General features: G+C 65.7%; 25 protein-coding genes and 1 tRNA gene. 9 read left to right on the top strand and 17 right to left on the bottom strand.

Annotated features, from left to right (window positions below; all coding sequences use genetic code 11):
* Positions 1-124: integrase core domain-containing protein (locus ABV518_RS14030; protein WP_367765755.1), on the top strand; the 124-nt coding region annotated here is incomplete at its 5' end.
* 68 nt (positions 125-192) lie between these two features.
* Here the strand turns inward: ABV518_RS14030 and trxA are convergent.
* A complete protein-coding gene (gene trxA, locus ABV518_RS14035; RefSeq protein WP_131131219.1) occupies positions 193-621 on the bottom strand; it encodes a thioredoxin in 429 nt (142 codons plus the stop codon).
* 162 nt (positions 622-783) lie between these two features.
* On the opposite strand from trxA, the gene ABV518_RS14040 reads away from it, so the two are divergent.
* Positions 784-1707 carry an ABC transporter ATP-binding protein gene (locus ABV518_RS14040; RefSeq protein WP_367767750.1) on the top strand — a complete coding sequence of 308 codons (924 nt, stop codon included), beginning with the start codon at positions 784-786 and terminating at the stop codon, positions 1705-1707.
* Entirely contained in the window at positions 1704-2504 is an 801-nt protein-coding gene (locus ABV518_RS14045; protein ID WP_367767752.1) for an ABC transporter permease subunit, read from the top strand. The genes ABV518_RS14040 and ABV518_RS14045 overlap by 4 nt, the downstream gene beginning before the upstream one ends.
* Positions 2505-2508: 4 nt before the next feature.
* On the opposite strand, the gene ABV518_RS14050 is transcribed toward ABV518_RS14045, so the two are convergent.
* Together ABV518_RS14050 and ABV518_RS14055 are read right to left on the bottom strand one after the other, a co-directional pair.
* Positions 2509-3075, bottom strand: coding sequence for an acyl-CoA thioesterase (locus ABV518_RS14050; protein ID WP_367767754.1), 567 nt, complete (start codon positions 3073-3075; stop codon positions 2509-2511).
* Positions 3076-3134: 59 nt separating this feature from the next.
* Positions 3135-5066: a beta-N-acetylglucosaminidase domain-containing protein gene (locus tag ABV518_RS14055; RefSeq protein ID WP_367767756.1), complete on the bottom strand. Its 1932-nt coding sequence runs from the start codon at positions 5064-5066 to the stop codon at positions 3135-3137.
* A 560-nt stretch (positions 5067-5626) separates the two neighbouring features.
* Here ABV518_RS14055 and ABV518_RS14060 point away from each other — a divergent pair.
* Positions 5627-6598: a LysM peptidoglycan-binding domain-containing protein gene (locus ABV518_RS14060; protein WP_367767758.1), complete on the top strand. Its 972-nt coding sequence runs from the start codon at positions 5627-5629 to the stop codon at positions 6596-6598.
* 136 nt (positions 6599-6734) lie between these two features.
* On the opposite strand, the gene ABV518_RS14065 is transcribed toward ABV518_RS14060, so the two are convergent.
* The 3 genes from ABV518_RS14065 to ABV518_RS14075 all read right to left on the bottom strand — a co-directional run bounded on the left by ABV518_RS14065 (position 6735) and on the right by ABV518_RS14075 (position 7931).
* Positions 6735-7166: a CBS domain-containing protein gene (locus ABV518_RS14065; protein ID WP_310161024.1), complete on the bottom strand. Its 432-nt coding sequence runs from the start codon at positions 7164-7166 to the stop codon at positions 6735-6737.
* 246 nt (positions 7167-7412) lie between these two features.
* Positions 7413-7494, bottom strand: a tRNA-Tyr gene (locus ABV518_RS14070).
* A gap of 182 nt (positions 7495-7676) precedes the next feature.
* Positions 7677-7931 (bottom strand): hypothetical protein, encoded by a 255-nt coding sequence (locus ABV518_RS14075; protein WP_367767760.1) that lies wholly within the window; start codon positions 7929-7931, stop codon positions 7677-7679.
* 176 nt (positions 7932-8107) lie between these two features.
* Between ABV518_RS14075 and ABV518_RS14080 the strand changes: the two genes are divergently transcribed.
* Positions 8108-8599: a YajQ family cyclic di-GMP-binding protein gene (locus tag ABV518_RS14080; RefSeq protein ID WP_131131211.1), complete on the top strand. Its 492-nt coding sequence runs from the start codon at positions 8108-8110 to the stop codon at positions 8597-8599.
* Between the two features lie 96 nt (positions 8600-8695).
* Here ABV518_RS14080 and htpX read toward each other — a convergent pair whose 3' ends face one another.
* Both htpX and ABV518_RS14090 read right to left on the bottom strand, forming a co-directional pair.
* Complete coding sequence (gene htpX / locus ABV518_RS14085; protein ID WP_367767762.1) at positions 8696-9556, bottom strand: zinc metalloprotease HtpX; 861 nt, start codon at positions 9554-9556, stop codon at positions 8696-8698.
* A gap of 30 nt (positions 9557-9586) precedes the next feature.
* Entirely contained in the window at positions 9587-10858 is a 1272-nt protein-coding gene (locus tag ABV518_RS14090; protein WP_367767764.1) for an MFS transporter, read from the bottom strand.
* Positions 10859-10935: 77 nt separating this feature from the next.
* On the opposite strand from ABV518_RS14090, the gene ABV518_RS14095 reads away from it, so the two are divergent.
* The 4 genes from ABV518_RS14095 to ABV518_RS14110 all read left to right on the top strand — a co-directional run bounded on the left by ABV518_RS14095 (position 10936) and on the right by ABV518_RS14110 (position 14506).
* Positions 10936-11685, top strand: a complete 750-nt coding sequence (locus ABV518_RS14095; protein ID WP_367767766.1) for a hypothetical protein — start codon at positions 10936-10938, stop codon at positions 11683-11685.
* Between the two features lie 30 nt (positions 11686-11715).
* Positions 11716-12198, top strand: a complete 483-nt coding sequence (locus ABV518_RS14100) for a Fur family transcriptional regulator (RefSeq protein WP_131131207.1) — start codon at positions 11716-11718, stop codon at positions 12196-12198.
* Positions 12199-12205: 7 nt separating this feature from the next.
* Complete coding sequence (locus tag ABV518_RS14105; RefSeq protein WP_367767768.1) at positions 12206-13693, top strand: catalase; 1488 nt, start codon at positions 12206-12208, stop codon at positions 13691-13693.
* 177 nt (positions 13694-13870) lie between these two features.
* Entirely contained in the window at positions 13871-14506 is a 636-nt protein-coding gene (locus ABV518_RS14110) for a DUF2461 domain-containing protein (RefSeq protein ID WP_367767770.1), read from the top strand.
* A 38-nt stretch (positions 14507-14544) separates the two neighbouring features.
* On the opposite strand, the gene ABV518_RS14115 is transcribed toward ABV518_RS14110, so the two are convergent.
* The 9 genes from ABV518_RS14115 to ABV518_RS14155 form a co-directional block, all read right to left on the bottom strand.
* Positions 14545-15156, bottom strand: coding sequence for a TetR/AcrR family transcriptional regulator (locus ABV518_RS14115; protein ID WP_367767772.1), 612 nt, complete (start codon positions 15154-15156; stop codon positions 14545-14547).
* Positions 15157-15200: 44 nt separating this feature from the next.
* A complete protein-coding gene (locus ABV518_RS14120; RefSeq protein ID WP_367767774.1) occupies positions 15201-15557 on the bottom strand; it encodes a nuclear transport factor 2 family protein in 357 nt (118 codons plus the stop codon).
* Between the two features lie 181 nt (positions 15558-15738).
* A complete protein-coding gene (locus tag ABV518_RS14125; protein ID WP_367767776.1) occupies positions 15739-17295 on the bottom strand; it encodes an amino acid permease in 1557 nt (518 codons plus the stop codon).
* A gap of 175 nt (positions 17296-17470) precedes the next feature.
* Positions 17471-17920 carry a DUF779 domain-containing protein gene (locus ABV518_RS14130; protein WP_367767778.1) on the bottom strand — a complete coding sequence of 150 codons (450 nt, stop codon included), beginning with the start codon at positions 17918-17920 and terminating at the stop codon, positions 17471-17473.
* Complete coding sequence (gene adhP / locus ABV518_RS14135; protein WP_367767780.1) at positions 17920-18942, bottom strand: alcohol dehydrogenase AdhP; 1023 nt, start codon at positions 18940-18942, stop codon at positions 17920-17922. Before adhP ends, ABV518_RS14130 begins: the two co-directional genes overlap by 1 nt.
* A 55-nt stretch (positions 18943-18997) precedes the next feature.
* Positions 18998-20521 carry an aldehyde dehydrogenase family protein gene (locus ABV518_RS14140; RefSeq protein WP_367767781.1) on the bottom strand — a complete coding sequence of 508 codons (1524 nt, stop codon included), beginning with the start codon at positions 20519-20521 and terminating at the stop codon, positions 18998-19000.
* A gap of 152 nt (positions 20522-20673) precedes the next feature.
* Positions 20674-22101 carry a GAF domain-containing protein gene (locus tag ABV518_RS14145; protein WP_367767782.1) on the bottom strand — a complete coding sequence of 476 codons (1428 nt, stop codon included), beginning with the start codon at positions 22099-22101 and terminating at the stop codon, positions 20674-20676.
* 142 nt (positions 22102-22243) lie between these two features.
* Positions 22244-23686 carry an FAD-dependent oxidoreductase gene (locus ABV518_RS14150; RefSeq protein ID WP_367767783.1) on the bottom strand — a complete coding sequence of 481 codons (1443 nt, stop codon included), beginning with the start codon at positions 23684-23686 and terminating at the stop codon, positions 22244-22246.
* Between the two features lie 128 nt (positions 23687-23814).
* A complete protein-coding gene (locus ABV518_RS14155; RefSeq protein ID WP_367767785.1) occupies positions 23815-24813 on the bottom strand; it encodes a DNA topoisomerase IB in 999 nt (332 codons plus the stop codon).
* Positions 24814-24841 lie beyond the last annotated feature (28 nt).

Consider the following 24841-nt stretch of genomic DNA (forward strand, 5'->3'; position numbering starts at 1 on the left):
ATCAGTCCGCAGAAACGCCCTCCCGGCATGGCTGCACCACTACAATCACCACAGGCCCCACACCGCAATCGGAGGCCACCCGCCCATCAGTCGGTTAACCAACCTGCCTGGGCAGTACAGCTAGCGGGCACCGGTTAAAGGCGAAGCGGGGCCTCTCATGGAGAGGCCCCGCTTTGTATGTTCAGTGAGCGCTTACGCGTCCGGGATCTGGGTGCCGTCCTGCGGGCCGGCCGGCTTGCTGCCTGCAGCCGCTGCGGCTTCTGCCTGCGAGCGCGCCACGTGCGCGTGGACCTCGTCCATGTCCAGGGCCTTGACGGCGTCAACCACCTGCTCCAGCTGCTGGGCGTTCAGGGCGCCCGGCTGCGAGAAGACCAGGACCTTTTCGCGGAAGGCCATCAGCGTGGGGATGGACGTGATGCCCGCCTCGGCGGCGAGCTGCTGCTCGGCCTCGGTGTCCACCTTCGTGAACAGGACGTCGGAGTGCTTCTCCGACACTGCGCTGTACGTGGGCCCGAACTGCTTGCACGGACCGCACCATTCAGCCCAGAAGTCCACCAGGACAATGTCATTGCCTTCGATGGTCGATGCGAACTGATCACTGGTGATGTCAACGGTAGCCATGCCTTCAACGGTACGCGAGCAAGCCATGCAATGTCGCGGTCGGGGGCACCCTGTTCGCTTCCCGCGTCATCGGGAATAACCGCGGCGCCCCCATATACAGCACGGGCCGCCCAGCCTACCCTTGGGGTCATCAGCCGCTGAATGCCGCACACAGGAGGGCGCATGCCGCACGCAATCTCCACCAGGTCCCTGACCAAGAAATTCGGCCGCCGGGAGGTGCTTCACGGCGTGGATTTCGCCGTCGAGGCAGGGTCGGTGTTCGGCGTGATCGGCCCCAACGGAGCGGGCAAGACCACCACCATGCGCTGCCTCCTGGACATCATCCGCCCCACGTCCGGCGAGGTCCGGGTCCTGGGCACGGATCCCCGGCTGGGCGGTCCGGAGCTCCGCCGCCGGATCGGGTACCTTCCGGGCGAGCTGTTCCTTGAGGGCAGAGTGACAGGCCGGAAGCTCCTGGCCCACTACCAGGCCATCAGCGGTCCGGTGGCTCCGGGCAGGATCGATGCGCTGGCCGAACGGCTGGGGCTGGACCTGGACAGCCACACCCGCAAGCTGTCCAAGGGCAACAAGCAGAAGCTGGGCCTGGTCCAGGCGTTTATGCACGATCCCGAACTACTGGTCCTCGATGAGCCCACCAGCGGCCTTGACCCGCTGGTGCAGCAGGAGTTCCACGCCATGATGCGCGAAGCGCAGCACAAAGGCCAGACCATCTTCCTCAGCTCCCATGTCCTCAGCGAGGTCCAGCAGACGGCGGACACGGTGGCCATCCTCCGGGACGGCCGGATCATCGCGGTGGAGTCGGTGAGCGGGCTGCGGGAAGGTGCCGTGCGGCACGTCCGTCTTTCGGCCACCGGAATTGCAGCGCATGACGCCGGCGCGCGGCTGGGTGCGGTGCCCGGCGTCGGACACGTGGAGGTACTTCAGTCCGGCAGCGGCGTCACCCTGACCGCCACGCTGGAGGGAGAGATCCAGCCGCTGGTCCAGGCGCTGGCATCCCTGCAGCTCACCGATCTTGTCCTGGAGGAGCCCGACCTGGAGGAATCGGTGCTGAAGATGTATTCAACCCCGCAGGAGGCAGCAAAGTGAGCGCTACCCTGCCGCTGTTCCGCCGGGCGTTTTTCGACACGTGGCGCTCCACTCTCGGCTGGGCAGCCGGGCTGGCAGCCGCCACGTTCCTCTACCTGCCGCTGTACCCGTCCATCGGCGGGAGCGCCCAGATGCAGGACATGATCGATGCCCTCCCTGCCGAGATGACCAAGGCGCTCAACTACGACCAGATTGCCACCGGGCCCGGCTACACCCAGGCCACGCTTTACGGACTGATCGGGTTCCTGCTGATGACCATCGCCTCCGTGGGGTGGGGTGCCGCGGCCGTGGGCGGCGACGAGGAATCCGGCCAGCTGGAGCTGACCCTCGCCCACGGTGTGACCCGCGTCCAGGTGGTGCTGGAACGCGCACTGTCCCTGTTCCTCAGGGTGGTGCTGCTCGCGGCGCTGGTGTTTGTGCTGGTCCGGCTGCTCAACGATTCGGCCCAGCTCGACATCCGGCCGGAGAACCTGTTCGGCGCGGCAGTGCTGTTCGCCGGCCTGGCGCTCCTGAGCGGAACCGCTGCGCTCTGCGCGGGTGCCGTGTCCGGCCGGCGGACCTACGGGTTGGCCGCCGGCGCCGCCGTGGGCGTCCTGGGGTACGTGTTCAACGCCGTCGGCCGGCAGAGCAAGGACGTGGAGTGGCTGCTGAACCTGAGCCCCTACCACTGGGCCTATGGGAATTCTCCGGTGACCAACGGCGCGGACTGGGCAGCAGCCGGGTGGCTCTGGGGCATTTCAGCAGCTTTGGTGGCTGCGGCCGCGTTCGCGGTGAACAGGCGCGACGTCGGCGCGTAGCCGGTCAGCGCACCGGGCGGGCGCTGCTCTCCCAGAGGTGCGGTGCCGGTGTCCGGCTGCCGGGCAGAGCGTTTGTCTCGCGCCACTCGTGGATCCATTCCGGGAGCACAAGACCGGCCGGGGGCTGGCCGAACTCGCGCAGGATCTCGTCCTGGCTGACGGGTTTGCCTTTGCTGACCAGGCGGGTGGCGATGTAGGCACGGGCGTAAATCTCGCCGTCGGCCACCATGCGCTGCTCAAAGTAGATGGCCTTGGCGTCCAGGCCGATGATCCTGGTTTCGATGGTGTACTGCTGCCACAGCTGCAGGGACTTCCGGAAGGCGATGGTCTCCCCCGCCGCCACCGGGGTCCAGCCGCGCTGGCGCATCCTCTTCCAGACGCCGCTGCGGACCATCAGGTCGAACCGGCCCAGGTCCATGAGGGAAAAGTACATACCGTTGTTGACGTGCATGGCGATGTCGATGTCGGTGGGCAGGACGCGCAGCGGCAGGGACGAGGCGTCCCAGATGGTCAGCGCGGAGCGGCGGGCGGACGTGAACAGCATCAGGAGGGTGCGCAGAAGCAGGTGCATCCCTCAATGTTACCGGCGGGTAACTTGGTGGCAAGCCTCCGGTTCATCCTTTCGGGACATTAACGGCCTAAGCGGCGGTCCGATTCCAGGATTGCCCGCTCAAGGAAGGCCTCGAACAAGCCGTCGCCTACCCTGGGTTTTACCTGTGGGCTATCGATGGCCGGCTGGGTGGCCTGATTTGCCCGCTCGACGGCAGCATCCAGCACCGAGCGGGCATCGGCCACAGCCACCGAATCGCCTTCCTCCGCTGCCGCGAGCATGGTGATGGCGCTTCGCAAGGCCTCACCCGAGCTGGCTGCGGCGTCAATCCAATGAATGGCATCGTTGTAAAACCCCTGCACCGGGACGCGTGAAAGGACGTCAGGAAGCCTGCTGATCGTTGCCGCCCGTCGTTCCAGCGCCGAGTCATCAAACGTGCCGTTCTCGTAGGATCGCCAGAACTCCTCCATGTCTGCCGCGAGCAGCGGGGACTTCGCCGTCAGCTCATCAATGGTCCAGTACTTGTTGAGATCTGCGAACGTCTTCACCGCATCCTGAACGTCCTTGTCCGGTCCAGCGATCCCTTCGAGGGCGACATTCAAAGAATCCTCGCCGTCGGATCGTGGACCATTCCACATGTAGTCTGCAAAGCTGGCAAGCGCCGGCATGGATGCGTAAGGCTGAACCATGGGATTGGCGGTGATTCCGGGGATCACGGTGTACAAATCCGGGTTGCGGCCCACTACGGGTCCCAGAAAGAGCCGGTCAGGGGCAAAATCATTGACCGGATAGTTGTCCCAAAGAAAAATCCCTCGAGGCTGCTCCGGAGTGCCATATGCCATGCTGGCCGCTTTCGCGGACTCGGGCGTGATGGTCGGGGACACTATATCGAGGCCGGTCCATTGCACCAGGACGCCAGCGTCCAGCTTGGCGCCGAGTTCCTCCCTGTAGGGGTCGGTCTCCACGCCGTTGAATTTGGTTGGCACCATCTCGAGTGGGTTGACATCCGGGTTTTCCTGCACGAATTGCCGATTGATGCTGTTGAGGAAGGCCGCCTGTGCTGCGGCGAGCCCGCGTTCGCCCTCCACGTTCGCCGCGCGGTCCGCTGTGCATTTCAGGTCCAAATCAATGTCATCCAACGCAATTGAGAACGTCTTGACCCCCAGCTCGTGCACGGCCTGCATTTTGCCTAGCGCTGACTCCAGGTCCGCCTTGTCGGAATAGCAGATGTCTTGACCCGGCGAGAGGGCGAAGACAAATCTCACATGATTCCGTGCGGCGCTCTGAATGAGCTCCGATAACTCCTCCAGCTGGCGGCCCGCGTATTGCTGGCGCCAGTCTCCGCGAAGCAAGGGGTCGTTCTTAGGAGAGTACATGTAGGTGTTCAGCTTTTGCCGGCCATAGAATTCCAACTGATCCAGCCGGGCCTGGTGTGTCCACGGAGAGCCGTAAAAACCTTCCACTACGCCACGAATGCCCATGAGGGGCCAGTCCCGGATGACGACGGGAACCCCGCCGGAGTCCTCCGCGACCTCCCTCAAGGTCTGCGCCGCGTAGTACACACCATCCTGGTCATGCCCGGCCAGCACGATTGCAGGTTGTCGGCCGTCCCAGCCTGCGGCCAAAACATAGCCCTCCGGCTTATCCAGTGCTTCCGCACCGTCGACATCCATAGCCGCCAAAGCCGGGCCGATGGACAAGTTGTCCTCAGGCGTGCCGATGTAGACCCGGGTATGGCTTGTTTTGTAGCCGGCGGAGTCGGGCGCTTCCAGGGTGCCGCCGGCTTTCGCGATCATCTGCGTCACGATCTCAAGCGCGGCGTTGTCGGTCACCGGTCCCCGGTCAATCACGACACGCCCACGCAGCGACACCGACGTCCTGGCGGCTTCAATGCTCTGCGGCGTTGGAAACACCCGCACGGATTCGGCGGACAGCCGTAGAGAAGGGGGATCCGGGTGTTGGTCTGCGGCGAAACCCAGCAGGACCAGGACGGAAACCAGCAAAGACGTCATCAGCTTCGGGCCGTCCGTACTTAGACGCCTCTTCAAAGGCCTCCGCCCTAACGCCATGAATGGCACCTTCTCCCCCGCTGCAGGGCCTGACCATGCCGCCTGACATGGCCCGGCTGACCGGTCCACGACATCGTCTCTGGGAGCCAGCATATCCGGCCAGTCTCTGCAGACACCCGCGCTCGCTGCGTCCCTCCAAGCAGCCCACAGGTACCCGCAGCGGAAAGGGTAGGTATCCGATCCGTTTGCGCCAAGTAATCCTCGAAAAAACTCGGGTAATGCCTACTCGTGCCGCCTGCTCCCCCGTTTCCTAGACTCGAAATTCCTAGGGCCAAACAAAGTTGCTGGCGCATCCTCCGAGCTGGGGTGGGTGATGCCGCTTCATAGTGGAGCTTCCGTATCTTCTGGGTATGCGGGCGGCTCCCATCATGCGCATCCCTGCGCGGCGCCGGTCACTGACCGGAACCGCATCGCGCATCACACCTCGATCCGTCCCGCAACGAAAAGAGCCGGCGTCCGCCGCTGCTTTTTCCTTGCCGGGGCCGACCTGCGATGGGCCACCCATGTACCAGTTGACCGCAAAAGCTTCCGAGCCGCCCCGCCGAAACTTCGAAACAGACGTCCCCCGGACAGAACTGACCCAAGACCGCAAGCCGGTCAGTAACCGGCTCTGGGCAGGCATGGCCGCCGCGGCCGTGGTCTCCGCCGTCGGCGTCGGAGTCCTGGCCGGCCCCGTGCGCACAGCTGAGGTGTCGCCGCCCGCGGAGGCAAGCACGACGTCGGCCGCACCGGTAGTGAGCGTCGCACGGCCGTTGGTTGCGGCGCCCCTGGATGAACCGTACGTCGGCACCTTTGTGCCCGGTTCGGTTGAGGCTGCCACGGCGCAGCCGGAGGTGGCCGCCGCGCCGGCCGAGGCTCCCCCTGCGCCGGCTCCGGAGCCTGCACCGGCGCCTGCCCCCGCCGGAGACTCCAACCGCTACACCGTTGTCCCCGGCGACACCGTGGGCGGGATCGCGGCGCGGTACGGCGTGGACATGAACGCGATGCTGGCCGCCAACGGACTGGGTGTTTACAGCATCATCGTTCCCGGCCAGACCCTCGTGCTGTCAGGTCCCGCCGTCGCATCAGCTCCGGCGTACGCACCTGCACCGGCTGTGGCAGGGCCCGCTCCGGCAGCAGCCCCGGCCCCGGTCCAGGCCGCTCCGGCCGTCCGGACGATCTACGTCGCAGGTGCGGGCGGACAGGCCATGGTGGATGCGTGCATCGGGCCGATCCATTTCACCCCCAATGACGGCTACTCGCTGTTCATCACCGAACACGACTTCTGCGGCGGCTGGGCACGGTTCTCCGGCATCGCCGTGGGGGAAACCATCAGCATCCCGGGCTACGGAACCTACACGGCGACAGCCCGCGGCCAGGTCCCCAACCCCGGCACCACCAACGACGTCCTCCGGGTGTTCGGCGGTTTCCCCAGGGCGATCCTGCAGACCTGCATCCCGGGGACCAGCCAGATGCTCCTGATCGCGCTGAACTGATTTTCCTCAGCTTGTCCGCGGTTTCGAACCGTCAGGGCCAGGAGCCGCGGACAAGGCCATTTCGAACCTCAACGGTTCGGGCCACACAGTAACGCCACGGAGTGGGACTCCGTGGCGTTCCGGGTTGAATTGCTGACTACACCTGCATTCGGCTGCGTTCCGAAATATGCTCCACCAGCTCGCCCACACGCTGTTCGGAGTAGTTGCGGGCGATGTCACCCTGGCTGATGATGCCCACCAACTTGTGGTCGGCAATGACCGGGAGGCGACGGATCTGGTGCTTCTCCATCAGTTCGATGGCGGCGTCAACGTTTGCGTCGGCGTCGACCCAGTGGGGCCGTCCGCTGGCGAGCTCACGGGCCATCATTTCGCGTGGGTCGCGGCCGGCGGCGACGCACTTGAGCACGATGTCACGGTCGGTGATCATGCCCTTCAACTTGCCGTCGTCTCCGCAGATGGGCAACGATCCGCAGTCCAGATCCTGCATCATCCGTGCGGCATCAGCGAGGGACTGTTCTTCCTTGATACACCGTGCATCCGTAGTCATGAATTCACGTACAGCACTCATTGGTCCTCCTTCATCGATTGATGTATCGACACAGGGCACCGGGGCACGTGCGCCGATGGTGTCAGCCTACGCCGGGCCGGGCGTTGCTGTCGACGACGGTTTTGGACCGGACTTCGGTGGCATCTTTTCCCCTTCAAATGGTCAATTCCCCGTGTAATGCCGAGGGGAATAGACCATTCGAAGGGGAGTATCCGGAGACACGAAAAAGCCTCCGGAACCTGGTGGTTCCGGAGGCTTTTCCTTGGGTGGCAGATGAGGGATTCGAACCCCCGTAGGCGTTGCCAGCTGATTTACAGTCAGCCCCCTTTGGCCGCTCGGGTAATCTGCCGAACTTCAAAAGAAGATCACCCCCGGCTGCAGTGTTCAGAACGTCCGTTTCCGGGCCGTTCCGCTTCCAGTAACCGCGGGCAAGACAACTTTACAGAACTTCTGCCGAAGAATCGAATCGAGCCCCACGGCGTCCGGAAAAGAGCGGAAAACCCCTGAAATGACGGGGAAAACCGGCCGGAATCAGGCCTCGCCGAGAATGCGTCCGGCGAGCCGGGCCTCGAACTTCACGGCCTGTTCCTCGGTGATCTGGTTCAACTGGACGGCCCGCAGCAGGTCCTCGCTCACGCCGTCCATCCGGGAGGAGGCATCCGCGACAGGACTGAAGATGATGGAGGCTGCAACCGCGGCGGCGGCGACGGATGTGGCTGCAGTGGCAACGGCGCCTGCGGCAGCAGCGGTGGTTCGGTTGACGTAACGGATGGCATTGCGGTGCATGGTCTTTCCCTTCGCGCTCTTTCCCAACAACTCCAACTCTCCGGCGCCGGCCTTCGTTCCCGCCCGGTGTCCGCTGTGAGGAAACTGTGAAGACAGCAACAACCAACAGGGCCATCCGTATTAGGCTGGAACGCAGAGATCAGGCCCCGCGGGGCACCCCCAGCACAAGGAGAGTCATGGCAGGCGAGTCAACGTTCGACGTCGTAAGCAAAGTCGACAAGCAGGAAGTGGCCAACGCGCTGAACCAGGCACAGAAGGAACTGGTCCAGCGCTACGACTTCAAGGGCGTCGGCGCCGAGGTCGATTTCAGCGGCGAGAAGATCCTGATGAAGGCGAACTCGGAGGAACGCGTCCTGGCCGTCCTGGACGTGCTCCAGTCCAAGCTGATCCGCCGCGGCATCTCGCTGAAGTCCCTGGACACCGGCGAGCCGTACCCATCCGGCAAGGAATTCCGCCTTGAGGCTTCCATCAAGGAAGGCATCGAGCAGGATCTGGCCAAGAAGATCAACAAGTTGATCCGCGATGAGGGGCCCAAGGGCGTCAAATCCCAGATCCAGGGCGACGAGCTCCGCGTTTCGTCCAAGTCCCGAGATGACCTGCAGGCCGTCATGGCGCTCCTGAAGGACTTTGACGAGGCCGACCTGCAGTTCGTGAACTTCCGCAGCTAGGACACTGGTTCGGCGTCAGGACGCAGAACCGGGCTGGGGACACTGGAAATCGGGTGTCCCCAGCCCGTTTCTGTGTCGCAGCCCCTTTGCGTCAGGTCAGGGCCGGCCGGCCATCCGCTCCAGCCGGGCAATCCGCTCCTTCATGGGCGGGTGCGTGGCAAACAGCTTGATCATCGCCCCGCCGCGGAACGGGTTGGCGATCATCAGGTGCGAGGTGTTCACCAGCTTCTGGTCCTGCGGGAGCGGCGCGATCCGGACGCCCTGCTCGATCCTGCCCAGGGCTGAGGCGAGCGCCAGCGGATCGCCGGTCAGCCGCGCACCGTCCTCGTCGGCGTCGTACTCCCTGGTCCGGGAGATGGCCAGCTGGATCAGGGACGCCGCGAAGGGCGCCAGCAATGCCATGGCCAGCATGGCCAGCGGGTTGGAGTTGCGACGGTCGCCGCCGAAGAACAGCAGCATCTGGCCCACCGAGGTGATGACGCCGGCGACGGCGGCCGCCACCGAGGAGGTCAGGATGTCGCGGTTGTACACGTGCATCAGCTCGTGCCCCAGGACGGCGCGGAGCTCCCTGGCGTCCAGAAGCTGGACGATGCCTTCGGTGACACAGACGGCGGCGTTCCGTGGATTCCGCCCCGTGGCGAAGGCGTTCGGGTTCATCGTGGGCGAGACGTAGATGCGCGGCATCGGCTGGTTGGCGCGGACAGAGAGCTCGCGGACGATCTGGTAGAGCTGCGGCGCCTGGGCCTCGGTGACCGGGTAGGCCTGCATGGAGCGGATGGCGATCTTGTCGCTGTTCCAGTAGCCGTAGGCCGTGGTGGCCACGCCAATAAGTGCCATGATCCAGATGGGCGCCGAACTGCGGGTATTGAGGCCGATCAGGCCGCCCAGGCCCAGCAGGACAGCCCAGAGGACGCCGAAGAGCGCCGCAGTTTTCAGGCCGTTGTAATGCTTGTGCACGTCCACTCCTCCACCTCTGCCCGGCAGGTCCTAGCGGACCGGGTTGCGGGCATCGTACTTCCGAAAACCCGGCTGCAGCTGTGCGGCCAACCATGCCACGGCAATGCACAACACCCCGCCGAGCAGCAGGACCCAGCCCTCAGTCAAAATCTTAGTCCCGCCGCCTGCCAGCAGGTCACCCACGCGCGGTCCCCCGGCGACCACCACGATGAAGACGCCCTGGAGACGTCCCCGCAGGTGGTCCGGCGTCGCGGCCTGCAGGATGGTGTTGCGGAAGACGCTGCTGATGGAGTCCGCGATTCCCGCCAGTGCACAGCACAAAGCCGCCGGCAGCAGCCAAAGCGTGGCGCCGCCGTCGCCCGTCCGGCCGGCCAGGAGCACCACCACGCCGAAGCCCGCAATCGAGGCGCCCCAGCCCATCACCGACCACACCACGGCACTCCCCTGCCAGCGGACGTGGCCGAGCGGCCCGGAAAACAGCCCGGCCAGGAACGCGCCCACCGCGGTGGAGGCCAGCAGGATGCCCACGGTGGACTCGCCGCCGCCGATCGTCACGGCACCGATGGCGGGCATGAGCGCGCGCGGCTGGGCGAGGATCATGGCCACGAGGTCGATGATGAATGTCATCCGCAGGTTGGGCCGCGTGCCCAGGAACCGGAAGCCTTCAACAACGGACCGGATTCCGGCGCGCCCGGCGCTCCCCGCCGGCGGCATGGACGGCAGCCGGAAGACGGCCCAAAGCACAAACGCGAAGCTGATGAAGTCGATCGTGTAGGTCCAAGCGAAGCCCACCCACGCCACGAGCACGCCTGCCAGCAGGGGCCCCACCGTCATGGCCAGGCCGAAGGACACCATGCTGAGCGCGTTGGCGGCCGGCAGCAGTTCTTTGCGGATCAGTACGGGGATGATGGCGCTGCGGGCCGGCTGGTTGATGGCCTGCGCCGCGCTTTGCAGCGCGACCAGCAGGTACAGGATCCAGACGTTGCCCAGCTGCAGCCACGACTGCAGCGCGATCAGGCCCGTGGTCAGCCACAGGACCGCGGTGGCCAGGAGCGCCACCCGCCGGCGGTCGTGGGAATCGGCGATGGAACCGCCCAGCAGGCCGCCGAACACCAGCGGCACCAGCGCAAACACGCCCAGCAGGCCCACATAGAAGCTGTCCTGGGTGAGCCGGTACACCTCCAGGCTCACGGCCACCAGGGTGAGCTGGCTGCCGACGGCGGATACCGCGGAGCCCAGCCAGAGGCGGCGGAAAGCAGGGCTCTCCCTGAGCGGTGTGATATCGGCCAGCAGTTTCCCCACCCTGCAACCCTAGCGGGGCAGCCATGTCCTGTTGTGTCACACGCTTGGTATCCTCAGGCGGGGGAAGGAATTGGCTTATGAATCTGTCCAGGCGGCTGCTTTTTGCATCGGCGTTTTGGGAGGTGGCCCGGCCACGGACTGCCCTGAACGCCGGCCATCTCCTCATTCGGCTCACGAATCCCGCTGTCGCCTTCGATCTCCGCTCCGCCGCCGACTGGCTCCTGTGCCACAATGCGGCGCGGCAGGCCCTCGCCGACGTGCTCGGCGCCAAACGCTGCACCGTGGTTTTTGCCCATCAGTGGCATCCCATCGGGGCGGCCATCGGAGAGCCTGAAGTCGAGTCCTCCACCCCAACCTTCCACGTGTTCGGGCGCTGGGACGGTGAACCCGTCACCCCGGGCGAACAGCTCCGCCTTCCCGCGCAGCGCCGGGTGCCCGCTCCTGAGGACCAGCTCGTGGAGTACGACGGCGGCCTCCGCGCCGCCCTGCGCCGTTCGGCTTTGGAGCGCTCAAGTGAGCCGGCATTGGTGGGCGATGCCGCACCGGAACTCGTTGCGTCCCAGCCCCGGTTCAAGGCCGGCGCCCACCACACTGTGCTTGCGCCGGCGTCGGGCGAACCGGGCCTGACGGCCGGGCACCTGCTGGCGCTGGCCGCCTCCCTGCAGGGCCTGACGGAACGCCGCAGCGTGACCGGGCTGAGCTGCGTGGTGCCGGAGCCGGGCAGCGGGCCGGTGGAGGTCCACGCCATGGGCCGCTCTGCAGGGGAATCGGTCAATCCCATGCAGGAATTCCTGGATCTGCCGGAAGTTAGCCAAGCCTTATTGTGATGAACTCATAATAAGTGTTTCAATAGAGGCATGACGGAACACTTTGGCGGCCACGAAGCATGGGCTGCTGCCCTGCGCGCCCACGGCCGCCGGGTGACCAAACAGCGGCTGGCGGTGCTGGCCGCCGTCGAGCACCACCCCCACTCTCCGGCGGAGAGCATCCTGGCCGCCGCGCGCACGGAACTCCCGGAGCTCACGGCCCAGTCCGTCTACGTGGTCCTGGGCGACCTGACCGACCTTCACATGCTGCGCCGCTTCGAACCGCCGCACTCCCCCGCGCTGTACGAGACCCGGGTGGGCGACAACCACCACCACGCGATCTGCATCAGCTGCGGCCGCGTCGAGGACGTGGAGTGCGCCGTCGGGCATGCGCCCTGCCTCACCCCGCACTGGGATGAGAACGCCAAGCCCATGACCATCCAGATCGCCGATGTGATGTACCAGGGCATCTGCCAGGACTGCCAGCAGTCCCAACAACTTTCCCCTCGAACGTCCCAAGTAACAGAGAAATAGGAGAAAAATGACTGCCATTTCAACCACCCAGTCAGGTGCGCCCGTCACGTCCGACGCGCACTCGAAGTCAGTTGGTGCCGACGGTGCCATCATCCTGACCGACCACTACCTGGTGGAAAAGCTCGCCCAGTTCAACCGCGAGCGGGTGCCGGAGCGCGTAGTGCACGCCAAGGGCGGCGGCGCATTCGGTACGTTCAAGGCCACCGAGGACATCTCCAAGTACACCAAGGCCGCGTTCCTGCAGCCCGGTGCCGAGACCGAGATGCTGATCCGCTTCTCCTCCGTCGCAGGCGAGAACGGCTCCCCGGACACCTGGCGCGACCCCCGCGGTTTCGCCGTGAAGTTCTACACCTCCGAGGGCAACTACGACCTCGTGGGCAACAACACCCCGGTCTTCTTCATCCGCGACGGCATCAAGTTCCCGGACTTCATCCACTCCCAGAAGCGCCTGCCGGGCACCCACCTGCGCGACGCCGACATGCAGTGGGACTTCTGGACCCTGTCCCCCGAGTCCGCACACCAGGTCACCTGGCTCATGGGCGACCGCGGCCTGCCGGCTTCCTGGCGTGAAATGCAGGGCTACGGCTCGCACACCTACCAGTGGATCAACGCCGAGGGCGAGCGCTTCTGGGTCAAGTACCACTTCAAGTCCAACCAGGGCGTCAACTCCATCACCGGCGACGAGGCTGCTGAACTGGCCGGTTCGGACGCGGACTTCTACATCCGCGACCTGTCCGAAAACATCGCCGCCGGCAACTTCCCGTCCTGGGACCTGCACGTCCAGGTCATGCCGTACGAGGACGCCAAGACCTACCGGTTCAACCCGTTCGACCTCACCAAGGTCTGGCCGCACTCCGACTACCCGCTGATCAAGGTGGGCACCATGGAGCTGAACAAGAACCCGGAGAACTACTTCGCGCAGATCGAGCAGGCCACCTTCGCGCCGTCGAACTTCGTGCCGGGCATCGCCGCCTCCCCGGACAAGATGCTGCAGGCCCGCATCTTCTCCTACGCCGACGCACACCGCTACCGCGTGGGCACCAACCACGCGCAGATCCCGGTGAACCAGCCCAAGAACCAGGTCAACAACTACAGCCAGGACGGCTCCGGACGTTACCTGTTCAACGCCCCCACCGTCCCGGTCTACGCCCCCAACTCCGTGGGCGGTCCCGCTGCAGTTGAGCCGCAGAACCCGGCCGGCGGCTGGGAGAATGACGGCGAGCTGACGCTCTCCGCGCACACCCTGCACGCCGAGGACAGCGACTTCGGCCAGGCCGGCACGCTGTACCGCGAGGTCTACGACGATGCCGCCAAGGCCCGCTTCCTGGACACCATCACCGGTGCCGTGGGCGGCGTGAAGAGCCCGGGCATCAAGGAACGCGCCATCCAGTACTGGACCAACGTCGACGCCGAGCTCGGCGCCAAGCTGCGCGCCAACCTTGGTGCGGCTTCCGCGGCCGACTCCGACGCCGAGGCCGCCAACAAGATCGGCTAATTGGCCCTTGCATCACTCGGTGGCTTGTGCCACCCGGGAACACCCCGCTGCGGATACTCCGCGGCGGGGTGTTCTGCGTTTGGGCCCCTTGTCCCTGTAGCCTGCAGTTTCCCGGCGCTTTCCACATACGGGATGCCGGCTCTGGCTGGAGCCGGCTGCGGTCCCTAGGATCACTGCATGAGTACATTCCAAGGCATCCCCGCTGGGGCATTCGAGTTCTATGCCGAGCTTGAGGACAACAACAACCGGGAGTGGTGGCTGGAGCACAAGGACAGCTACAACACCCTGGTCAGGGACCCGGTCACGGCGCTGCTGGCCGAGCTCGAACCGCGGTTCGGGCCGGGGAAGGTCTTCCGCCCCAACCGGGACATTAGGTTTTCCCAGGACAAATCTCCGTACAAGACGGCCCAGGGCGGCTTCGCGGCCACCCAGGAAGGCGTCGGCTACTACGTGCAGGTGAGTGCCGACGGGTTGTTGGTAGGCGGCGGCTGCCACACCAGCACGCCGGCCCAGCTGGTCCGGTTCCGGAACTCCGTTGATGCCTCAAGCACCGGCGAAGCCCTCAGGCAGATCGTTGATTCCGTAGCGGCCGCCGGCTTTGCGGTGGAGGGCGAAAAGCTGAAGACCGTGCCCCGCGGGTTCGACAAGGACCACCCGCGGGCGGAGCTGCTGAAGCACAAGTCGTTGTCCGCGCGTGTTGAGCTGGGCGAGCCGGACTGGGTGCACAGCCCGGAAGCGGCCCGGAAGATCTCCGAAATGTGGGACCAGCTGCGGCCGCTGGTGGAGTGGGTGGGCCGGCACGCCTCACCCTGAGGGGTGGTTGCGGAAGCCGGTCCGGCTTTGCCGATGGGTTAGGCCGAGGACTCCTGCGCCGCCGCTGCGAGCCGGGTTTCCAGGTTGTTGAAGAAGACGGTGAGCATCAGCTCAAAGGCCTTCGTAGCGGCTTCCTGCTGGTTCATCACTACAAAGTCGAACTGCAGGCCGTAAAAGGTGGAGGTGAAGAGCCGGGCATCGGTGTCCGCGAATTCCTCCGGGATGCCCTGCACCATCAGCCAGTCGCGGGTTTTGTGGTGGAGCATGCGGAAGTGTTCCTGGGAGGTGCCGCGCGGCTCAGCTGCCACGATGTCCTGGGCCGTGGCTTCGAACTCGAGGCGGGCCAGATGCCGGTTCCGCTGGGCCATGGTCCACTGCCAGGACTCCAGCAGGTACGTCTTCCACGCTTCCCGGTCGATGTCGTGCACGTCGGCGCCGCGCATGCTGTCCAGCCGTGACTCGATGGACCCGATGATCTCGTTGACCAGCTGCTCGCGGCTGCCGAAGTGGTACACCAGCACGTACGCGCTGATGCCCAGGCCATCCGCCAGGCTGCGGAACGTCAGTTCCGCCAGCGTCTTGTCCATCAGATAGTCCAGGATCGCGGAGAGCAGCTCTGCCTTGCGTTCAGGTTTTGCGGGGCGGGCCATGAATCCATCCTAAGTACTGGCGGAGCGTGGTCCAGCCGCGGGGCTTACTGCGGAGTCAGCTCGATATTGTACGAACGGATGTGCGTGACCTGTCCGCCAATGAAGTCGTAGATGTCGCAGGACGCCACCCTGCTGAGGCTGCCCTCCGCGGCACGGTACCCGGCTACGCTGTCAATCACCACGCTGGCGGGACCGGCAATCACCTTGAACTGGTCGAAGCTGGTCTCAGTACCCCGGAGTTCCGCAGCCACCGAGGCGCAGGCATCCACAACCGCCTGCTTGCCGACCAGAACGTCCTCCCCCACCAGCTCCCAGACAACGTCTTCGCTAAGGCATGGCATTGCTTCGTCAAACCGGTGGCTCGAAATGGCGCGGGCTATTTCCTCGATCGACAGGTCCACACTGGCCTCCCTGGGGCTGGAAACATGGTCAACAGCCCCTTGGGACGGCCAGGGAGCCGTCTGATCATTGAACTCCAAAGCCGCCCGGCCCGCCATGCCCTGAAAACACGAAACCGCTCGCCGAGCGGGTCAGCGGGCGGTCTCATCCGATGCGGGTATCAGGCACCAGGTTCCGGATGCCTCAGGCGCGGCTGAACTCGTCCTCGTCGTCGGAGGAATTCGGAGCGGTTGCGTCCGAGGGGCCGTTGACAGCTTCCTTGGCCTCGGTGAAGCGCTCGTTGAGGCGGGAGTGGCGCTGGCCGTAGGCGAAGTAAATGGCGAGTCCGATGACCAGCCAGATGGCGAAGAAGATCCACGTCTCCACGGCCAGGTTGGTCATCAGGTAGAGGCACAGCACGGCGGATACCACCGGCAGGACCTTGCCGAACGGCACACGGAAGGAGGGCTTGAGGTCGGGACGCTTCTTGCGCAGCACCAGGATGCCCAGGCTCACCATCACAAACGCCGACAGCGTGCCGATGTTGATCATTTCCTCCAGCAGGTCCACGTTGGTGAGGCCTGCGACGAGTGCCACGGCGGCACCGCAGATCACCTGGAGGCGTGCCGGCGTCGAACGCTTTTCACTGGTTTTGGACAGGGCACGCGGCAGCAGGCCGTCGCGGCTCATGGCCAGCACCACGCGGGACAGGCCCATCAGGAGCACCATGATCACGGTGGTCAGGCCGATCAGGGAGCCGAAGGCGATGACCTTCGCCGCCGTGGTGTCGCCCACCGCTTCGAAGGCAGTGGTCAGGGTGGGGTTCTTGGCTTCAGCCAGGTCGGTGTAGGACACCATGCCCGTCAGCGCGAGGGACACCAGGATGTAGAGGAGCGTGACGACGGCGAGGCCGCCGAAGATGCCGCGCGGCAGGGTCTTCTGCGGGTTCTTCACTTCCTCGGCGGACGTGGCCACCACGTCGAATCCAATGAAGGCGAAGAACACGAGGGCCGCGCCGGCGAAGATGCCCAGCGTGCCGTACTGGGCGGGGGCAGCGCCGGTGAGGAAGCCGAAGAAGGACTGCTTGAGCACGTCGGCAGCGCCGCTGGCGCCGGTTGGCTCGGCTGCGGGCACGAAGGGGCTGTAGTTCTCGAACTTGACGTAGGTGAAGCCCACCACGATCACAAACAGGACCACGGCGATCTTGATCAGCGTGAAGATGTTGCCGACGCGGGCAGAGAGCTTGGTTCCTAGGACGAGCAGCACCGTGAAGACCGCCACGATCAGGAAGGCTCCCCAGTAGAGGTCCACCCCGCCGAGGGACACGGCAGCCGGAACGTCTGCCCCCATCAGGGCGAACACCTTGCTGAGGTAGATGCCCCAGTACTTGGCGATCACGGCCGCGGCGGTGAAGAGTTCCAGGATCAGGTTCCAGCCGATGATCCAGGCCAGCAGTTCACCCATCGTGGCGTACGTGAAGACGTAGGCTGACCCGGCGACGGGGATGGCGGTGGCAAACTCGGCGTAGCACATGATGGCCAGCGCGCAGGTGACGGCGGCGATGGCGAAGGAGAGAGTCACGGCGGGTCCGGCAAAGTTGGCGGCGGCCTTGGCTCCGACGGAGAAGATGCCGGCCCCGACAGCGACCGCGACACCCATGATCATCAGGTCCCAGGTGCTTAGGGACCGTTTGAGCGTGCGTCCGGGTTCATCGGCGTCGGCCATTGACTGCTCGATTGATTTGGTCCGGAGGAGGTTCATAAGAGATCCACAATCCTGATAGGGGATGGAAACAGACTTATCAACTTTACTGTCCAGCCACTGGACTGTTCCAGTTGTCCCGCATCGTGAGACAGCCCTAATGCCGAAGTTAATTGTGGAAAACACCTCGAGGCCCTCCTATTTGGAGGGCCTCGAGGGTAAAACACCGAACCGCCTAAACAGGCCAATCCATCAGGGTGGACCGGATAAGGAAGCGCTTCCCCTCCGGCGACTCCACCGAGAACCCGCTGCCCCGGCCGGGAACAACGTCCACCGTCAGGTGCGTATGGCTCCAGTAGCTGAACTGTTCACGGGACATCCAGAACTCCAGCGGATGACCGTGTCCGGGGCCGCCGGGAGGGTCGGACGTGACGCCTCCGCCCGTCCCGGCACCGGAGAGGTCGAACAGGCCCAGCAGGACATCCGAATCGCCGGTGATGAACTCCCCGGCGGGATAGCACATCGGCGAGGATCCGTCGCAGCAGCCGCCGGACTGGTGGAACATCAGCGGCCCGTGCTGGCGCCACAGTGTCCGCAGCAGTTCCACGGCCTCGGCGGTGAGCGCCACCCGGGAGAAGTCCTCCCCGGGCAGCGTCACTGCGGCCTCGAGCCTGTCCTGGGGCATCAGAACCTCAGGACCACACGGCCGTCGATCTTGGCGTGCTTCATTTCGTCAAGGACGGCGTTGACTTCCCCGAGCTCCCGCACCGAAACGGTGGGGTGGATCTTGCCCTGGGCGTAGAAATCCAGCGCCTCCTCCAGGTCCTGCCGGGTGCCCACGATCGAACCGCGGACGGTCAAGCCCTTGAGCACAATCTCGAAGATGGGCGCCGGAAAGTCGCCCGGCGGCAGCCCATTGAACACAATCGTCCCGCCGCGGCGGGCCATGCCGATCGCCTGTCCAAAAGCTGACGGGTGCACTGCGGTGACCAGGACTCCATGGCAACCTCCGGTTTCACGCTGGATGACTTCTACTGGATCTTCGTGCAGGGCGTTGACGGTCAGCTCGGCGCCGTGGGCCTTCGCCAGGGCGAGCTTGTCGTCCGCGATGTCCACGGCTGCAACCCGCAGGCCCATGGCCACCGCGTACTGGACGGCGATGTGCCCCAGGCCGCCGATGCCCGAGATGGTGACCCACTGCCCCGGCTTGGCCTCTGTCATTTTCAGGCCCTTGTAGACCGTGACGCCGGCGCACAGCACAGGTGCCACCTCCACGGGGTCCGAGCCTGCCGGGATCCTGGCGGCAAAGCGGGTGTCCACCAGCATGTACTCGCCGAAGGATCCGTCCACGCTGTATCCGGCGTTCTTCTGCACCTCGCACAGTGTTTCCCACCCGGTGCGGCAGTACTGGCAGTCGCCGCAGGCGGACCAGAGCCACGCGTTGCCCACGAGGTCGCCGACGGCGAGGTCAGTGACGCCCTCGCCGAGGGCCACCACTTCGCCCACGCCTTCGTGGCCGGGGACAAACGGCGGCGACGGCTTGACGGGCCAGTCACCCTCCGCTGCGTGGAGGTCGGTGTGGCAGACGCCGGTGGTGAGCACTTTGACCAGTGCTTCCCCCGGCTCCGGGGTGGGGATGGCGATGTTCTGGATCTGGAGATCCTTGCCGAATTCTGTTACTACTGCTGCTTGCATTGTCGTCGTCATTGGCGAAATCCTTGCGTTGTTGTAGCGGTGGTAAAGCGTGGGACGCAGACCGGGCTTAGAAGAAGCCCAGCTTGTTCTCGTTGTAGCTGACCAGGAGGTTCTTGGTCTGCTGGTAGTGGTCCAGCATCATGGAGTGGTTTTCACGCCCGATGCCTGAGGACTTGTAGCCGCCGAACGCGGCGCCAGCCGGGTAGGCATGGTAGTTGTTGACCCAGACACGGCCTGCCTGGATTTCGCGCCCGGCACGGTACGCAACGTTGCCGTTGCGGGACCAGACGCCGGCTCCGAGGCCGTACAGGGTGTCGTTGGCGATTTCCATCGCATCGTCATAGTCGCTGAAGCGCGAGACGGAAACCACCGGGCCGAAGATCTCCTCCTGGAAGATCCGCATCTTGTTGTGGCCCTCGAAAACGGTGGGCTGGACGTAGTAGCCGCCGGCAAGGTCGCCGGGCAGCTCCGCCCGGGCACCGCCGGTGAGCACCTTGGCGCCCTCCTGCTTTCCGATGTCGATGTAGGAGAGGATCTTTTCGAGCTGGTCGTTGGAGGCCTGGGCGCCCACCTGGGTTTCGGTGTCCAGCGGGTTGCCCTGGATCATCTTCTCCACCCGGGCCACGGCGTCGGACATGAACGAGTCGTAGATGTCCTCCTGGACCAGGGCACGGGACGGGCACGTGCAGACCTCGCCCTGGTTGAAGGCGAACAGCGCGAAGCCCTCCTGGGCCTTGTCGTAGAACGCGTCGTTGCTTTCCGCAACATCGTTGAAGAAGATGTTGGGGCTCTTGCCGCCCAGTTCCAGGGTGACCGGGATCAGGTTCTGGCTGGCGTACTGGCTGATCAGCCGGCCGGTGGTGGTTTCGCCGGTGAAGGCGATCTTGCGGATCCGTGGGCTGGAGGCGAGCGGCTTGCCCGCCTCGACGCCGAAGCCGTTGACGATGTTCAGCACACCGGCCGGGAGCAGGTCACCGATGAGCTCGATCAGGACCAGGATGGACGACGGCGTCTGCTCGGCCGGCTTGAGGACCACGGCGTTGCCGGCGGCGAGCGCCGGGGCGAGCTTCCAGACAGCCATCAGGATGGGGAAGTTCCACGGAATGATCTGGCCCACGACGCCGAGCGGCTCGTGGTAGTGGTACGCGGTGGTGTCGTCGTCGAGCTGGGACAGCCGGCCCTCCTGGGCGCGGACCGCCGAGGCGAAGTAGCGGAAGTGGTCCGCGGCGAGCGGGATGTCCGCGTTCAGGGTTTCCCGGATGGGCTTGCCGTTGTCCCAGGATTCGGCGACGGCCAGCATCTCGGTGTTTTCGTCGATCCGGTCGGCGATCTTATTCAGGATGGCGGCGCGTTCCGCCACTGACGTTTTGCCCCAGGACGGCGCGATCTTGTGCGCGGCGTCCAGGGCAAGCTCGATGTCCTCCGCCGTGCCCCGTGCAACCTCGCAGAAGACCTTGCCGGTGACGGGCGTGATGTTTTCAAAGTACTGTCCCTTGACGGGGGCAACCCACTCGCCGCCGATCCAGTTCTCGTAGCGGTCCTTGAACGTGACCTTCGAACCGTCGGTACCGGGCTGTGCGTAAACAGTCATTGCTAGCTCCTTTGCTGTGCATGAGGTGGCCTTGATACTGGGGCCGCCGTTGGTTTCAGCGTAGGAGTGTGGAGGTTGCAGCCAGGTTGCGCCGGGGTGAGCCAGCTCACAGGAAAGGTTGCGCGGCGCCGGACGGGGACCGGCCAGGGGCTTTACGCGCTGAGTTCGGCTTCCAGCCGCTCGAGGTCGGCGACGACGGCGGCCCGCTTGGGCGAGCGCGGCGGCAGCAGCTTGAGCGCGGCAGTCCGGACGTCGACGTCGTCCCTCGCTTCGGGCAGGGCCGCGTACTTGAGCAGCGTCTCGGCGCTGCCGTCGGTGAGTACCGCTTCGCGCATCAGCGAGGAGACCCTGTCGCGGAGGTCGATGATGCCCGGCGCTTCGGACCGCGGGAGCACGGCGCCGCGGTAGATTTCCAACGCAATGCGGTGCGCTCCGCGCTGCAGGCAGCTGAGCACCTGGCCGCTGTCGGGGACCAGGTCCATGCTGAGCTTGTACGGCCGGGATTCGGGCACGGCGGCGGGGTTGAGCTGGACGAGGATCTTGCGGAGCCGGACCATCTCGGCTCGGAGCGTCATGGTGGAGCCGTCGCCCGGGTAGAGCAGGACGCTGAGCTCCTCGGCGTTCAGCCCGTCCGGGTGGGTGCTGAGCAAGGCGAGGATTTCGCTGTGCCGGGCGGACAGGGCCACGGTCTTGCCTTCGATGCTGAGCAAAGCCTGGTCGCGGCCCAGCAGCTGCAGGCTGTTGCGGTACAGGCTTCCTTCCTTCGTGGACCCGCCTCCCCCGGCCCGCGCCGAACCTGCCCTGGCCGCGGAACTGCTGCTCCGCCGTCGGGCCGGCCGGCTGGCAAGGGTTGCCGCCAGCTGGAGCCGTTCAACACGCAACTGAGCCTGCGCGGCCGCCACCGTGGCTTCGACGAGGGACAGCGTGTGGGGCGCCACCGCGGAAGCCTTGCCCGTGATGTCCACAACGCCGAGCAGCGCGCCGGAATCCGGATCGTGGAACGGCACCGCCGTGCAGCTCCAGGGGTGCACGGACCGCTGGTAGTGCTCGGCACCGGAAATCTGGATGCCGCGGCCCAGGGCCAGGGCAGTTCCGGGCGCGCTGGTGCCCACAGTGGCCTCGGACCAATCCGCACCGGGCACGAACATCATTCCTTCCGCCCGCCGCTGCAGGACCGGGTCGCCTTCCACCCAGAGCAGCCGGCCCACTTCGTCACCCACGGCCACCAGCAGGCCGCTGTCGTGGCTGGGCTGGACCAGGAGCTTGTGGATCACGGGCATGATGCTGGCGAGCGGGTGCTGGCGGCGGTATTCCTCGAGCTCGTCCGTGTCCAGTGCCAGCGGCGCTTCGGGGTTGTCCGGGTTCGCCTTCAGCCGGGCCGACCGCTGCCAGGACTCGCGGATCAGCTTGCGCAGGCCGGGGATTTCCTCTGCGCCCGGGAAACCGGCACCGGGAAAATCGGCGCCGGGACCCGCGAGGCGGATCACGCCGTCGAGCCGTTCATGGCCCGCCAGGGCACTGCGCTGGATCAGCCCCTCGGAATCGCTACCGGGAGCCGCCGGGTGGATCAGGTTCCTCATCGAACTCCCACTTGCGCTCAGCCTGCAGGCGCGGCGCATTGCCGACAGCCTTGGTGTGGCCACAAGTGTAGCCCCGCGTCCGCACGCCCGCCTAGGGCTGGCAGGCGGGGCGGACGGAGGCCAGCCGTCGGTCAGCCTCGGACTAGTCGCGGGAGATGCTGATCATTTCCTCGCGGGGAACCACCTTGATGCGTTCGCGGACGACGCCGTTGGTCCCGTCAGTGCCTGTCCACGCCGCGCCGAGGGCTGCTTCGTGGGCGTCGAGCTTGTTCCAGCCTTCCCACGTGGTGTACTCGATGCCGCGCTCCTCCAGCAGGTGGATGATCGCCTGCGGATCCGGGTTCTGGGCCGGCGGCAGGGTGAGGCGGTCCTCGAGCAGGTAGCCGATGGTCTCCAGGGCGTCGCCCTTGGTGTGCCCGATCAGGCCGACGGGGCCACGCTTGATCCAACCGGTGGTGTAGATGCCCGGGACCGGGGTGCCGTCGGCGTCCAGCACGCGGCCGCCCTCGTTGGGGACCACGCCGCGCTTGGCGTCGTACTCAAGTTCGTCCAGCGCCGAGCCGTGGTAGCCGATGGCGCGGTAAACGGCCTGGACCGGGTAGTCCACGAATTCGCCGGTGCCCTTGACGTTGCCGGTGCCGTCCAGCTGCATGCGCTCGAACTTGATGCCGGCAACCTGCCCGGCCCCGCCGTTGTCAGCGTCCTCGTAAATCTCCACCGGGCTGTGCAGGAAGTGCAGGTGCAGCCGGCGGGAGGAGGGCTCCTCCGCTTCGGCGTGCTCCTCGACGAGCCAGTTGGTGAGCGTGTTCACCATGGTCTTGATCTGGTTGTTGCTGCGGATCGCGTCGTCGGAGGCTTCGTCGAATTCGAAGTCCTCGGGGTACAGGACGATGTCCACATCCTTCATGTGGCTCAGTTCGCGCAGCTCCAGCGGGGTGAACTTCACCTGGGCTGGGCCGCGGCGGCCGAAGACATGGACGTCGGTGACCGGGGAGTTTTTCAGGCCCTGGTAGACGTTGTCCGGGATTTCGGTGGTGAGCAGTTCATCGGCATGCTTGACCAGCATCCGGGCGACGTCGAGGGCCACGTTGCCGTTGCCGATCACGGCGATTTCCTTGGCGTCCAGCGGCCATTCGCGGGGAACGTCCGGGTGGCCGTCGTACCAGGAGACGAAGTCCGCTCCCCCGTACGAGCCGTCCAGTTCGATGCCCGGGATGTCCAGTTGTGCGTCCTTGATGGCGCCGGTGGAGAAGATCACGGCGTCATAGAAGGCACGGAAGTCGTGCAGTGTCAGGTCCCGGCCGTACGTGACGTTTCCCAGGAAGCGAATGTCCCCCCGGTCCAGGACCTTGTGCAGGGCGTTGACGATGCCCTTAATGCGCGGGTGGTCCGGAGCCACGCCGTAGCGGATCAGGCCATACGGCGCGGGGTAGGCCTCGAACAGGTCAATGCTGACTTCAAAGTCGCCGCCCTTGACCTCGTTGGATTTGGTGAGGATGTCCGCGGCGTAGACCCCCGCCGGTCCGGCGCCCACAATGGCGACGCGGAGGGGACGTTTGGAGCTGGTTTCGCCTGGGTTGGACACCGGGAGCCCTTCTGGAAGCAGGATATTGCGCCGGAGGCACAGTGCAGCAGCGCGCACAGTGCAGGAAGCGCACAATGCCCCATTCTAAATGTCTGCGGGGCCGGACGGGGTAACGCGTGACGCAGGACTCAGCCGCTTTTCCGCAGCGGAACAACGTCCCCTTCGCGGTACAGCAGCGCCCGCAGCTCAGACTCGGCCGAGTCCACCCGCCTGGGATCGATCGTTTCACCGGCGGCGAAGTGGTCCAGCAGCCGCGGATCCACGTAGCTCTTGCGCGCGATCGACGGCGTGTTCCCCAGCACGGCGGCCGCGTCCTGCATTGCTGCGCTGATGGCCTGCTTCCGGGCACCAACGGTTTTCTGCGGGCCGCTCCGTGCGAGGCTGACTGCGGCGGCCACGGTGCCACGCAGGGTGCGGAAATCCTTCGCGGTAAAGTCCGAGCCCGTGCGCTCCTTGACGTAGGCGTTGATGTCGGCGCTGGTGACTGGGTGCCAGCTGCGGCCATTCTTGAACGCCAGCAGCCGGGCGTTGCCGCCGCGCCGCTTGAGCGTGCGCACCAGGGCGGCGAGGTCGGCGTCGTGGATTTCCGATTCCCAGTCCTTGCCGCTCTTGGCCGGGAACTTCAGCTCCAGGCATTCCTTCCGCACGTGGACATGGGCGCACAGGAGCGTGGCCAGGCCGTGGCTGCCGTTTTCGTTGGTGTACCGCTCGGAGCCCACCCGGAGGGATCCGCTGTCCAGCATCCTGAAGGCCGCCGCCAGGACGCGTTCGCGACTGTGGCCGTCGCTGCGCAGGTCCAGGGTGACCAGGCGCCGGGCGGTGGGCAGCGACTCCGCCAACTGCAGGGCACGGTCGAACTTGACCCGGTCCTTCCGCTCCCGCCACTCGGGGTGGTAGATGTACTGCCGCCGGCCCACGGCGTCGAGGCCCGTGGCCTGGATGTGCCCGTTGTCGAAGGGCGCGATCCACACGTCTGTCCAGGCCGGCGGGATGCCGATGCTTTCCAGCCTGTCCCGGACGGGTCCCGGCGGCAGTGTGGAACCGTCCAGATCCCGGTAGCTGAAGCCTGTCCCGGCGGCCACCCGGCGGTAGCCGCGGCCGGAGGCGTTGCTGCGGCGGAGCCTCACGCTGCGTCCTCCGCCAGGTTCATCCTTG

It is taken from the genome of Arthrobacter sp. HS15c, assembly GCF_040812005.1.
GTDB lineage: Bacteria > Actinomycetota > Actinomycetes > Actinomycetales > Micrococcaceae > Arthrobacter.